The sequence below is a fragment of the Enterococcus sp. UD-01 genome (assembly GCF_044909655.1).
Lineage (GTDB): Bacteria > Bacillota > Bacilli > Lactobacillales > Enterococcaceae > Enterococcus_L.
The window spans coordinates 327,941-340,673 of sequence record NZ_JBIYEU010000001.1 but is presented as its reverse complement, the minus strand read 5'-3'; the positions used below and the strand labels follow the sequence as shown (position 1 = coordinate 340,673).

General features: G+C 38.6%; 15 protein-coding genes. 8 read left to right on the top strand and 7 right to left on the bottom strand.

The window, feature by feature from the left end; all coding sequences use genetic code 11:
• The first annotated feature begins 4 nt into the window (after positions 1-4).
• The 4 genes from ABH902_RS01725 (at position 5) to ABH902_RS01710 (ending at position 3,148) form a co-directional block, all read left to right on the top strand.
• Positions 5-523, top strand: coding sequence for a YfcE family phosphodiesterase (locus ABH902_RS01725; protein ID WP_404588801.1), 519 nt, complete (start codon positions 5-7; stop codon positions 521-523).
• Between the two features lie 109 nt (positions 524-632).
• The gene (gene cbpB, locus ABH902_RS01720; protein ID WP_404588800.1) at positions 633-1,130 is read left to right on the top strand and encodes a cyclic-di-AMP-binding protein CbpB; all 498 of its coding nucleotides are present in this window, start codon (positions 633-635) and stop codon (positions 1,128-1,130) included.
• Positions 1,131-1,236: 106 nt separating this feature from the next.
• The gene (gene dapD, locus ABH902_RS01715) at positions 1,237-1,938 is read left to right on the top strand and encodes a 2,3,4,5-tetrahydropyridine-2,6-dicarboxylate N-acetyltransferase (protein ID WP_404588799.1); all 702 of its coding nucleotides are present in this window, start codon (positions 1,237-1,239) and stop codon (positions 1,936-1,938) included.
• Positions 1,939-2,023: 85 nt separating this feature from the next.
• Entirely contained in the window at positions 2,024-3,148 is a 1,125-nt protein-coding gene (locus ABH902_RS01710; RefSeq protein WP_404588927.1) for an N-acetyldiaminopimelate deacetylase, read from the top strand.
• A 45-nt stretch (positions 3,149-3,193) separates the two neighbouring features.
• Here ABH902_RS01710 and ABH902_RS01705 read toward each other — a convergent pair whose 3' ends face one another.
• Positions 3,194-4,123, bottom strand: coding sequence for a mechanosensitive ion channel family protein (locus ABH902_RS01705; RefSeq protein WP_404588798.1), 930 nt, complete (start codon positions 4,121-4,123; stop codon positions 3,194-3,196).
• Between the two features lie 169 nt (positions 4,124-4,292).
• Between ABH902_RS01705 and ABH902_RS01700 the strand changes: the two genes are divergently transcribed.
• The 3 genes from ABH902_RS01700 to ABH902_RS01690 all read left to right on the top strand — a co-directional run bounded on the left by ABH902_RS01700 (position 4,293) and on the right by ABH902_RS01690 (position 6,996).
• Entirely contained in the window at positions 4,293-5,309 is a 1,017-nt protein-coding gene (locus ABH902_RS01700) for a branched-chain amino acid aminotransferase (RefSeq protein WP_404588797.1), read from the top strand.
• A gap of 124 nt (positions 5,310-5,433) precedes the next feature.
• Complete coding sequence (locus ABH902_RS01695) at positions 5,434-6,063, top strand: glucosaminidase domain-containing protein (protein WP_404588796.1); 630 nt, start codon at positions 5,434-5,436, stop codon at positions 6,061-6,063.
• 108 nt (positions 6,064-6,171) lie between these two features.
• The gene (locus ABH902_RS01690) at positions 6,172-6,996 is read left to right on the top strand and encodes an aldo/keto reductase (RefSeq protein ID WP_404588795.1); all 825 of its coding nucleotides are present in this window, start codon (positions 6,172-6,174) and stop codon (positions 6,994-6,996) included.
• A 61-nt stretch (positions 6,997-7,057) separates the two neighbouring features.
• Here the strand turns inward: ABH902_RS01690 and ABH902_RS01685 are convergent, their stop codons facing one another.
• Both ABH902_RS01685 and ABH902_RS01680 read right to left on the bottom strand, forming a co-directional pair.
• Positions 7,058-7,777 carry a gamma-glutamyl-gamma-aminobutyrate hydrolase family protein gene (locus tag ABH902_RS01685; RefSeq protein WP_404588794.1) on the bottom strand — a complete coding sequence of 240 codons (720 nt, stop codon included), beginning with the start codon at positions 7,775-7,777 and terminating at the stop codon, positions 7,058-7,060.
• A gap of 162 nt (positions 7,778-7,939) precedes the next feature.
• Complete coding sequence (locus ABH902_RS01680) at positions 7,940-8,314, bottom strand: VOC family protein (protein WP_404588793.1); 375 nt, start codon at positions 8,312-8,314, stop codon at positions 7,940-7,942.
• 169 nt (positions 8,315-8,483) lie between these two features.
• Between ABH902_RS01680 and ABH902_RS01675 the strand changes: the two genes are divergently transcribed.
• Positions 8,484-8,930 (top strand): NUDIX hydrolase, encoded by a 447-nt coding sequence (locus tag ABH902_RS01675; RefSeq protein WP_404588792.1) that lies wholly within the window; start codon positions 8,484-8,486, stop codon positions 8,928-8,930.
• A gap of 186 nt (positions 8,931-9,116) precedes the next feature.
• On the opposite strand, the gene yidA is transcribed toward ABH902_RS01675, so the two are convergent.
• The 4 genes from yidA to ABH902_RS01655 are packed head-to-tail and all read right to left on the bottom strand — an operon-like array spanning position 9,117 to position 12,572.
• Complete coding sequence (gene yidA / locus ABH902_RS01670; RefSeq protein ID WP_404588791.1) at positions 9,117-9,923, bottom strand: sugar-phosphatase; 807 nt, start codon at positions 9,921-9,923, stop codon at positions 9,117-9,119.
• Positions 9,924-9,947: 24 nt separating this feature from the next.
• Positions 9,948-11,324, bottom strand: a complete 1,377-nt coding sequence (locus tag ABH902_RS01665) for an HD domain-containing protein (protein ID WP_404588790.1) — start codon at positions 11,322-11,324, stop codon at positions 9,948-9,950.
• 35 nt (positions 11,325-11,359) lie between these two features.
• The gene (locus ABH902_RS01660; RefSeq protein ID WP_404588789.1) at positions 11,360-12,220 is read right to left on the bottom strand and encodes a biotin/lipoate A/B protein ligase family protein; all 861 of its coding nucleotides are present in this window, start codon (positions 12,218-12,220) and stop codon (positions 11,360-11,362) included.
• On the bottom strand, positions 12,210-12,572 hold the full coding sequence (locus ABH902_RS01655; protein WP_404588788.1) for a hypothetical protein: 363 nt from the start codon (positions 12,570-12,572) through the stop codon (positions 12,210-12,212). Before ABH902_RS01655 ends, ABH902_RS01660 begins: the two co-directional genes overlap by 11 nt.
• Positions 12,573-12,733: the final 161 nt, after the last annotated feature.

Genomic DNA, 12,733 nt, shown 5'->3' with positions numbered 1-12,733 from the left:
GTCTATGAAATATTTAGTAGTAAGTGACAATCATGGAGATCGTGATATTTTAGTTGAACTGAAGGAAATGTATAAGCATCAAGTAGACAGAATGTTTCATTGTGGCGATTCTGAGCTGGAACCAACTGATTCCCTTTGGCAGGATTTTATTGTAGTCCGCGGCAACTGTGATTATTCTGCGGATTTTCCTAACAAAATTGTAGATAAGACGACAGAAGATACCATCTTTATGACACATGGTCATCTGGCAAATGTTCGTTATGGGTTAACTACTCTAGCACTACAAGCAGCGGAAGCGCAGGCCAACATTGCTTTGTTTGGACATACACATGAAATTGGCTGCGAAATGAATGAAGGCGTACTCTTTTTAAATCCCGGCAGTATTCGTTTGCCAAGAGGTCCGATTCAAATAAAATCCTACGTAATGATTGATAGTCGTCCAGAAGCACTGGAAATCCAGTACTATGGACGTGACCATCAGCCAATCAAAGAGCTGCATTTCATCTATCCGCGGCAAGCTTAAACGTTAACTTTTCTAAAATCTTGTGAAGAAAGTTTGAAATTCAAGACTTTTACATCTATTTTGGGTAAAATAGAAAAGGTAGCAAAGAAAAGGAAATGGAGGCACTCCAATGATTGGAACTGCTGTAAAAGAATTACTATTAGAAAAAGAAGAAACATTTTTAATACCGGCGGAAAACGTTGCAAACGTCATGTGTTTGAATCCGTTAAGTCATGCACTGCTGGTTTTATCTCAAGTAAAATATTCAAAAATTCCTGTCTTGGATAAGGGCGATCGTTTTGTCGGACTGATCAGCTTATCTGAAGTGGTCGATAAAATGTTTGATATTGATGCCGTTGATTTTGATAAATTAAATGATTTCACTGTAGCGGATGTTATGGAAGTGAATGTACCGGTTATTGGCGAAAGCTGGGAATTGGAGGATGTCTTGCATTTACTGGTGGATTCAGCTTTTTTACCTGTCGTAGATGATAATCAATGCTTTAAAGGGATCATTACCCGTAAGGAACTGTTAAAGGCGATTAATCACATGGCGCATGAGCTTGAGCGGAAAAATGTGATTTTACCGAAAATTGAAGGACAGGAAAACGAAAAAGCGGCTATTTAAGAATGGAAGCTGTTTACTGAAAATTATTTTCCTGTCAGGGGTAGTGTAATTTAACAAAATACGTTATTCTAAGATAGCAATGTTTTAATTTGAAGGGAGTTATTGTATGGACGCACACGAAATTATTAACTATATTGGCAATGCCAAGAAAAAAACGCCTGTAAAGGTTACTTTAAAAGGCAGCTTAAAAGAAATTGAATTTCCTAATGAAATTCAAGCATTTACCAACTGTAAAACTGGGACGCTTTTCGGTGAGTGGGAAATCATCAAACCATTTCTGGAAGCTAATAAAGCGAAGATTGAAGACTTTGTTGTTGAAAATGATGCGAGAAATTCTGCTATACCAATGCTTGATATAAAAGATATCAATGCTCGTATTGAACCAGGTGCAATTATTCGGGATCAAGTAGAAATTGGCGATCAAGCAGTCATCATGATGGGCGCTGTCATCAATATTGGCGCGGTTATTGGTGAGGGCAGCATGATAGATATGGGTGCGATCCTAGGCGGACGTGCGACTGTCGGCAAACATTGCCATATCGGTGCGGGAACCGTTTTGGCAGGCGTTATTGAGCCACCTAGTGCTTTACCAGTCGTGATTGAGGACAACGTTTTGATTGGTGCAAATGCTGTTGTTCTAGAAGGAGTTAGAGTAGGTGCCGGCGCTGTCGTAGCTGCAGGTGCTATTGTCGTGGACGATGTCGCTCCAAATACTGTCGTTGCCGGTGTTCCAGCTAGAAAAATCAAAGATATTGATGAAAAGACTAAAGGAAAAACCAACATGATGGAAGAATTGCGTAAACTATAAGATGTTCAGCCTGCTGGAGGATTGACAGCAGGCTTTTTTTGATAAACAATAGAACGTGAGAAATAGAAAAGAGGCAGATACAGTGATTCAAGAACAATTAATTGAGATTCGCAGAAAATTACACCAAATTCCGGAAATTGGGTTAGAAGAAGTAAAAACACAGCAATTATTATTAGAAATTATTTATTCACTTAATCAAGAGTGGCTTGAAATCAAAACTTGGCGCACCGGAATTATGGTTTTCGTTCAAGGCACTTCTCCTGAAAAAACAATTGGTTGGCGGGCTGATATTGACGGATTACCGATCGAAGAAGAGGTTGTTTCTGATTTTCGTTCAATTCATGCTGGACAAATGCATGCGTGTGGTCATGATTTTCATATGACTATTGGCTTAGGTTTATTAGAACAGCTAACGTTAGTTCAGCCCAAAAACAACTACTTATTCTTGTTCCAACCAGCTGAGGAAAATGAAGCCGGGGGCATGCTGATGTATGAAGATCAGGCGTTCGGTCAATGGCTGCCAGATGAGTTTTATGGACTGCATGTTAATCCGGATTTACCTGTAGGAACTATTTCTACAAAGATAGGGACACTTTTTGCGGCAACTTGCGAAATGCAGATTACTTTAAAAGGTAAAGGCGGGCACGCTGCTTTTCCTCAGGATTCTAATGACATGATTGTTGCAGGGATAAGTCTTGTTCAGCAAGCGCAAACGATTGTCAGCCGCAATGTGAATCCGGTTGAAGGCGCAGTGGTGACCTTCGGGACTTTTCATGCCGGGTCAGCTACTAATGTGATTGCTGGAGAGGCTAAGGTCTCCGGAACAATCCGTACTTTAACGGAAGAAATGAATCAGTTAACTCAACAAAGAATTCAAGAAATTGGCGCAGGAATCGCTCAGTCATTTCAGTGCGAGGTAGATGTTGTTTTAGATCAAAAGGGCTATCTTCCGGTCATCAATCATCCTGAAACAACTAGTCAATTCATTCACTTTATGCAACAGCAGCCGGATGTTGTTTTTGAAGAAGCGCAGGTGGCCATGACAGGCGAAGACTTTGGTTATCTGTTATCCAAAGTACCGGGAACTATGTTTTGGTTAGGTGTGGACAGTCCTTATGGTTTGCATTCTGAAAAATTTGAACCAAATGAAGCTGCGTTATCTTTTGCTGTCGCCCATATCGGTCAATTTTTAAAATCGTTGGATATCTAAAAAAACAAGAGCAGTCGTTTTGGCTGCTCTTGTTTTCTTTTAAGCTTATTTTAAAGTAATCGGTGTGTTTGGTATTGTAAAGTTAGCTTCCGTAAGTTTTTTCACATATTGTGCTAAAAATTCTTCCTTAATTACTGCCTGTTTGCCGTTTAATACATACATTGTAGTTCGAACAGCGAAATTACCGTTTCCTAGATCTACGATGCCAAAAAGAGTGGGCCCTGTTTGGATGCTGTCAGAGTATTTTTCTTTTAACTTTTCATTCACTTGATCTAAAATTGCTGTTATTTCTTCATAACCTTCATCAGGAATAATGCGTACATCAATTTGAACCTGCATATTGGAACGGGAAAGGTTACTGATGGTAGTGATATTGCGGTTGGGGATAAAGTGAATCGTGCCGTCCAAGGCTTTCATCTGTGTCGTTCTTAGTCCGACAGAAGTGACGGTTCCTTCAATGCCTAAAGAAGTTAAACGAACATAATCGCCCACATCCATTTGTTGTTCCAATATGATAAAAAATCCAGTAATAATATCATTCATAAAGCCTTGTGCGCCTAAACCAATGGCGACACCAGCGATTCCGGCACCAGCCAATAACGAACCGACAGGAACGCCTACGATTGTCAATAAAGAATATAAAAAGAAAAAGAATAACGTATATTGAAAGGCGTTATTAATTAGTGTATGCAGCGTTTTTAATCTGCTAGGACTCAGTGCTTGCTTTTTACTATAATTGCCATAGGTTCGATCAATTAATAGTTTACCAATGCGGTTTAACAGAATAAACAGCAGAATCAAAAAGACAATATAAATCGCTTTTTCGATTAGGGTCGCTATTATCTGATCCCAATTAATGCTGTCCCAAAAGCGCTGAATGGCGCTGACTTTTTTCTCAGTAACTGCTTTGATATCCAAAGTAGAGTCTAAGGTGCTTTCAATCGTGGAATTGCTTGATTGACCTAAAAAAAACATGAGTATCTTCCAACTTTCTTTGTCCATTTTATTCAGTCTTTTATTGTTTATAAAAGTATTCTTGTTAATATTATACTTGAATTTGCAGAAAGATGTCATTATTTATGAAAAAAGCTTAACAATGATATCGGTAATATGTTACAATATTCTGAAAATAAGGAGTGATCGTATGACAATTGATTGGGCTAATCTTGGCTTTGACTATATAAAGACCCCGTTTCGCTATCTTTCTATTTGGAAAGACGGCCAGTGGGATCAAGGAAAGCTGACAGAAGATAATACCTTGCACATTAATGAAGGATCGGCCGCTTTACATTACGGCCAACAATGTTTTGAAGGACTTAAGGCCTATCGCTGTAAGGATGGATCGATTAATTTATTTCGTGTAGATCAAAATGCCAAAAGAATGAACCGTAGTGCCAAACAACTACTGATGCCTGAGGTTCCTGAAGAGAAATTCATTCAAGCTGTTGAGGAAGTGGTACGAGCAAATTCAGAGTTTGTACCGCCTTACGGCAGTGGGGCGACTTTGTATATCCGTCCTCTATTAATTGGAATCGGTGAAGGAATCGGGGTGCAGCCAGCGCCGGAATATTTGTTTACTGTTTTCTGTATGCCGGTCGGTGCCTACTTTAAAGGCGGTCTGACACCGACGAATTTTGTTGTTTCCGAATATGACCGGGCAGCCCCGCAAGGAACTGGCGCGATTAAGGTTGGCGGAAATTACGCAGCCAGTCTTTATCCTGGAAAACTAGCGAAAGAAAGACATTTTTCTGATTGTATTTATTTAGATCCGGCGACACATACTAAGATCGAAGAAGTTGGTTCAGCAAATTTCTTTGGTATTACCAAGGACAATCGCTTTGTTACGCCATTGTCGCCTTCTATTTTGCCAAGTATTACTAAGTATTCACTGCTTTATCTTGCGGAGCATCATTTAGGCATGGAAGCTGTTGAAGAAGATGTTTACCTTGATTCTCTAGATAAATTTACAGAAGCTGGAGCTTGTGGCACAGCTGCAGTGATTTCTCCGATTGGCGGCATTCAAGTTGGGGATGATTTCCATGTGTTTTATAGTGAAACAGAGGTTGGTCCAGTGACACAAAAGCTTTATGATACACTGACTAAAATTCAGTTGGGTGATATTGAAGCCCCAGCTGGCTGGATAAGAAATATTAAGAATTAAAAAGAGGAACGTTGCGGAAAAGTACTGCTTATGACTTTTCCGTTTTTTTATTTTCCAAAAAAATTCTGCTTTTATTGCGTATGTTTATGTTAGAAAGCAAAAAAAAGGAAGGCAGGGGGATTGGATGAAAATTAGACGAAGTATCTTAATCGCTTTAGCAACAATGGCATTATTTGGAGAACCGTTACACTTGAAAGCGGCCGCTAAAGGAAACAGTAGCGCAAGAAACGAACAGCCGGTATTGATGAAAAAGGCGAAGAGAAGACGAAACAGCAAGGATAGTATTGATCAGTTCATCGATGAAATCTGTAACGAAGCACAGGAAATTGCAGCTAAGAATGATTTATATGCTTCAGTCATGCTTGCTCAGGCGATTTTAGAATCAGGTTCAGGTACGAGTATGTTGTCTAACCCCCCGTATTATAATATATTTGGCATGAAAGGAGCATATCAAGAGTTGTCAACTACTTTACTTACGCAAGAGGATGATGGGGCAGGACAGCTGTATACTGTTTCATCTGCTTTCCGTAGATATCCGACTTATAAAGATGCGCTTTTGGATTATGTTTTTCTTCTAAAAAACGGCCTTGATCATGATCCATTATTTTACAAAGGAGCATGGAAAAGTCAAACGAATGATTACAGAGAAGCAACTGCTTATTTAACCGGTACCTATGCAACAGATATCAGCTATGCTCAAAAGTTAAATGAATTAATTACAGAATACGAACTAACCTATTATGACGAAATCTAAAATCCTTGGATAAAGCACTTGGAAAATTACAAGTTAAATTTTTTTTATTCCTGTTCAATCAAGGTATAATAAAGTTCTAGATATCTTTATGAAAGGAATGGTAAACGCATGTCTTTAGAAAAAACAAAGCAATTAGCAAATGGTTCGATCATCCCAAGATTAGGTCTTGGTGTATGGCGAGCAAAAGATGGTGCTGAAGCATCCGATTCAGTAAAATGGGCCTTGGAAACAGGCTATCGCTTAATTGATACAGCCGCGGTTTACGATAACGAGGCGAGTGTTGGCGAAGGAATACGTGCATCAGGTGTTCCAAGAGAAGAAATATTTGTTACAACAAAATTATGGAATGCAGATCAAGGCTACGAAAGTACCTTTAAAGCATTTGATGAAAGCTTAGAACGATTGGGATTAGATTACGTTGATTTATATTTGATTCATTGGCCGGTAGAAGGAAAATACAAAGATTCGTGGCGAGCGATGGAAGAGATTTATGACAGTGGTAGAGCTAAAGCGATTGGTCTGTCAAACTTCCATCAGCATCATGTAGAAGACATTATGAAAGATGCACGTGTGCTGCCGGTTGTTGACCAAATCGAGCTTCACCCTAGGTTAACCCAAGAGCCTTTGCGCAAATTTTTGACAGAGCATGATATTGCGGTGGAAGCATGGTCTCCTTTAGGTCAAGGAACAATTCTTAAGGAGCCTACATTAATTGAAATTGGCGACAAATATAATAAATCAGCTGCGCAAGTGATTATTCGCTGGCACTTACAAAATGATATCATTGTCTTTCCGAAATCTGTGCATAAAGAAAGGATCCAAGAGAACTTTGACGTTTTTGATTTTGAATTGAGTGACGAAGATATGGAAAAAATCAATCAGCTAAATACAGGTGAACGTGTAGGAGCCGATCCGGACAATTTTGACTTTTAAGCGTAGTAAAGAATTAAAAGAGAGCAACTTACCGATTCACTGATAAGCTTGCTCTCTTTTTCTATAATTCATTGACAAAAAAGTCAAAGAGTTTGAATTCCTTTTCTGATACATTGAAACGAAGTTCAGGATGCCATTGAACGCCCAGTAAAGACAATTTCGGGTCACGGGATTCAATAGCTTCTATAATACCGTCAGCAGACTTAGCAGTCACAATCAAATCATTGGCCAGTGTATGAATCGCTTGATGGTGGTAAGAATTAACCTGACTTTTTTCTCCTAAAAGCTGATAAAGTAAGCTATCCTTTTCAACAAAAATATCATGTGTTGCAAATTGAGGCTTGGTAGGCTGCTGTGCGTGCTTAATTTGCCAATCAGCATAAAGAGAAAGATCTTGATACAAAGTGCCGCCTAAAGCAACATTCAGCAATTGCATACCACGACAAACAGCAAAAATTGGTTTGTGCTGTTTTCTGGCCTCTTTAATCAGAGCAATTTCAAAAGAATCACGTGCAAAATTCGTTTCTTCTAATTTCTGATGGGGTTCTTGATTATAAAATTGCGGAGAAACATCCTGTCCACCGGCTAATAACAGCTTGTCAATTTTAGAAACATAGGCCGCAGCTTGGCTTGGGTCTCCGATAGGAATGACAAAAGGTAAGCCTCCAGCCTGTTGAACCGCATCAACAAAGCCCTGGGGCGTGTAGGTTACGTAATTTCCATTAAAAACATCCACCGCTTCAATAATTTGATTTCCTGCTATTCCAATAACGTTCGACATTTGACCACATCCTAAAAATAATCTGTAGTTGTAGTTTATCACTTATTGGTAAAAAAAGGGGGATTTTTCTATTGAAAGCAAAAAAGCGCATGGAAGCAACGCGAATAATGCATTGCTTCTATGCGCAAAAAAGGCATTGTAGCCCAATAATTCTTAAAATGCTTAACGGGCACGAATAACTTCAATTTTGTAGCCATCAGGATCTGTAATGAAATAATAGGAAGGTGCAGTTCCCGGCAATCCTTTCATATCAGTAACGGAAAAGCCGGCATTTTTTTGCTCTTCATGAAGTTTTTCGATGTCATCAGTGCTAATAGCAATATGACCATAGCCGTTTCCTAGATCATAAGCTTCATGATCGTAGTTGTACGTTAATTCCAATTCATAATTATCGCCTGGGAGCGTTAGATAGACTAATGTAAATTTGTTTTCCGGAAAATCACGTCTCCGACTTTCCTCAAAATTGAAGGCTTTTTGGTAAAAATCCAATGATGCTTCTAAATCTTTGACACGGACACAAGTATGAGCCATTTTCATCAAGATCATCTTCCTTTCAATAAATGATATCGCAGTTTGTATAAAAGAACTGCCAATATTTTTATAGTAGCATAAACAAGCTTTTTATTGGGAATGAAATGATAGGATAATACTTGTTCATTAGAAAATTCTCATGTAAAATTAGGATATATGAAAAGGAGTTGTTTTTATGGGAACGCCAGCTTTTGGTGAAAAATTAGATACAATAGTTTATAAAAAAAGAGTAGGAGCCTATATTATTGTATCCAGAAAGGCTGGTACGGAGATTGTGCTGATTCAAGCTCCTAATGGTGCTTACTTTTTGCCGGGCGGTGAAGTAGAATGCGGTGAAACGAACGAAGAAGCCATTCATCGTGAAATGATAGAAGAATTAGGAATTAAAGTAGTTATAGGCAATTATTTAGGGCAGGCAGATGAATATTTTCATTCTCGTCATCGTCAAAAAGATTATTATAATCCAGGTTACTTTTTCGTAGCGGATGAATGGACACAAGTTTGTGAGCCGCTTGAAAAAACAAATCAGATTCACTGGGTCCCTGTAACCAAGGGGATAGAATTATTGAAAAGAGGCAGTCACAAGTGGGCTGTGAAAAAGTGGCAAGAATTAAAAATATAAGCTACATAAAATAGGGCAAGCAAAACTATTTTTTAGTTTTGTCTTGCCCTATTTGCGAATAAACGGTGACCAAAAGTCAGTTTCTTCGCCAATTTCAAAAATCCGATGAGTATCAAAAGCATATTGTTTTTTCTTTTACTGCAATTGCTCGCACCTAAATGACTATTGATTCACCTCGTTTATGTTTTATAAGTAATTTAATAAAACTTCGGCAACGCCATCTTCGTCATTACTTAAGGTCTGAATATCAGCAGCTTTTTTAATATTATCTGTGGCATTGCCCATCGCCACACCGATGCCGGCGTATTCGATCATGGATAAATCATTTTCATTGTCGCCAATCGCCATTATTTCAGCTTGTTTTACGCCTAAATGCTCTCCTAGTTTTGCCAAAGCATTGCCTTTGCTGGCTTCTTTATTGAGTATTTCATAGTAAAAGTCAGTACTTTTAACAGTTGTATATTTTTCAACAAAGGAAGCCGGCAACTGTGCAATAGCGTTGTCTAGAATTTCTGGTTCGTCAATCATCATCATTTTAATGATCGACATATCCGGTGTCATTTCATCAACTGTACGATATTTCAACGGCATATTGACTAAGCTGGCTTCGTGGACGGTGTACTTACCAATATCCCGATTAGCTGTATAAATTGCTTCGCTGTCGATCGTGTGAAGATGGACGCCCACTTTTCTCGACATTAATTCTATGTTTAAAAAATCATCATAGCTTAATGTATATTGGGAAATAATTTCTTTTGATTTTGTCGCTTGGACAAGCGAGCCGTTATAGGTAATAACGTAATCATTATCGCCGTACAATTCAAGCTCTGTTAACTGTTCTGTGACTCCCGGCAAAGGGCGACCGGTACATAATACAATATACATACCTTGTTCGTTTGCTCTTTTTAGTGTTTCTTTCACCTTCGGGGTAATTCTGCGGTTGGAATCTAATAAGGTTCCATCAATATCAATTGCTACTAATTTGACTGACATAGTTGCCTCCTGTGACATGTAATTTTATTCTTTTCCTTCGATTAATGCGCCATTATGAATATAAGAAACGAATTCACGATAAGAGTCATCAAACAAGTCGTAGTTTTGTTGTCTTTTCGGGTCGACCATTTCTTTTGGAAAATAAAAGCGTTCATCAATTTGGGTTTGTCCGGCTAGTGCCGCGACTAGCTGACTGACTTTGGATAATTCAATTAAGGTGCTATCTTTTTGCATAATTTCAATTTGTGTGCGATGACTGTTTTTTTCGGGACGGTAAAAGTCATAAGGTAAATCATAGCTTGAATTAATTGCAGTATAGTATTTGGGATTATACCCGACTTTTTCAATTAGAGCACGAAGATGACGGATGGTCACTGACTCTTTATTGCCAGAAAAAGTAACGGATTTTAAGGGCCGACGATTTAAAAAACGTGCAGCTAAATCATTTAAAATAGGATCGGGTAGAGAGGTCCATTGAGTAAAATAAGTATTTAAGACACCGTCGTCTAATTTCAGATAATCTGACAGCGAAAAATTGCCTTTGAAAAAAGGCACCAGCAGCTGTGAATGTAGCTGATAATCATCCGGCTGTTCCTCATAAAGTTCTTTTGCACGATGGAGTAAATGATCTAAGATTACTTCCATTCCTCGGGAAACAGGGTGAAAATAAACCTGAACATACATTTGATAACGACTAACAATATAATCTTCTACCGCATGCATGCCATTCATAGCAAAAGCCAAGCCATCTTTGTAGGGACGAATAACCCGCAATATTCTGGTTAAATCAAAGGTCCCGTATTCTGTGCCGGTAAAATAAGCATCTCGAATCAGATAATCCATACGGTCTGCATCAATTTGGCTGGAAATCATTTGAACAACTTGAGGGTTTGGATATTCCTTCGTAATTACACTCGCTACCTTTTCAGGGAAATCAGCGGAGACTCGATTTAATATCTGAAAAACTTCCGTTTCGGGAGAAGTAATAATTTCTACAGTAATCGCTTCGTGATCCGTTTGAAAAATATGTTCAAATGTATGGGAATAGGGGCCGTGTCCAACATCGTGTAACAGGGCCGCGCAAAGAGTAACTAAACGTTCGTTATCGTCCCAGCCGTCTGCTCCTAAACGTTCAACAGAATAATTGCGCTGAAAAATATCGCATATTCGGCGAGTGATTTCGTAAACGCCCAAAGAATGTGAAAAACGGCTATGCTCCGCACCATGAAAGGTAAAAGATGAGGTGCCTAATTGTTTGATTCTTCTTAAACGCTGCATTTCAGCAGAGTTAATTAAATCTAAAATAACTTGATGCTGAACGTGGATATAATTATGAACAGGATCACGAAAGACTTTTTCGATGGGCAGTAATTGATTTTTATAGGTTGTCAGATTTGTCATTTTTTCACTCCTTTTTAACTAAGAGGATCGAACTGTTAGTAGCGATAATCCTTCAAAAGCTGATTCCTTTGCGCCATTTTTTCAAGCTGCTTCTTTATTTCATCTGTGAAAGCAGCAGTGTTTAATTGCTCTGCTATTATCTTTTCATCAAGAGTTGCCGCAACAGTAGGAAGGACATCCAACAAGCGTTTTTTCACCGTAGGAATTGTCAGCGGTTGATCAATCAGCTCTGATAAATTAGCCATTACCGACGGATCAACGGCTGGATACCCATTTTGTCCGAACGCTTCGTGCAGACTTGCTTTATAAAAATTTCTAACTGCTTGACCTCGTTTGTTTTGGTCGCCATTGACGCTTAAATAAATCATAATTGCTGTGCCGTCTTTAATCCGGCGCTGCGCAATGCCGGCAAATTTTTTACCATTAATACTAAGATCAAATGTTCCGGGACAATAAGAATCGGTAATTTCAAACGCCTTGATTTGCTTTGTTTCTGTTTCAAAAGCGGCCTTCATCCAATGCCACATTAGGGTGTAGGCTTGATCAATGCTCATTTTTTGCTTTGACGGATTGGGGATAATCAGTGATACATTTAGAATTCCTTCATCGCTAATGACACCTAGTCCGCCAGAATTGCGCACAAGAACATGATAACCGTCCTTCTCTAAAGAAGCTAGCCCAGCTGTTAAATCAGTTACTCGTGTATCTTTCATCCCTAAAATCATTGCCTGATCCAACTGCCAAAAATGAACGATTGACTGCTGGTGCGTTCCGGCATACGCGGTAAAAAGATCGGTTAAAGCAAATGGCAGAAAATAATCCTTTGCGCTTAAGCAATGCTGATCATAAACGGCAATTGTTGCTTCTTTAAAATATGCCTTAAACTCATTCTTCATCTAACTCTTCATCCTGACTAACTCGTGAAACGTATTTTTTTACTTCTTTATTCATTTGGTCATATTCATTGATAAATCTAACAGGTTTACTGATGATGCGCATGGGCATAGAGGCTAAAAAGCGACTAAAATCTTGTCTAGCTTCTTCCGTTAAACGTCCCGGTTTGGAGACTAAACGCTCATATAAGTAGTGATAAAACTGTTTCATTGCATCAATATCAATGCTCATTTTATTATGACATTCTTCGCATTCAATGCCGGAGATTACTTCATTCATATATTCAATGTCATGCAGGGTTTCTTTTTGACAGTGCATGCAAAATAAAGTTGCTTGTTCATCGTGAAATAACATGTTTCCACCTCCACTTTCTATTATAAACGATTTATAAGAAAAATCATGCTTATCTGAATGGAAAACCCGCAGAAACTTGTCATTTTTTAAGAAAAGCCGTATTTTGTTAAGAAAATGTTGCTATCCTTTTGGGAAACCGCTAAAATATTTACATATGATTT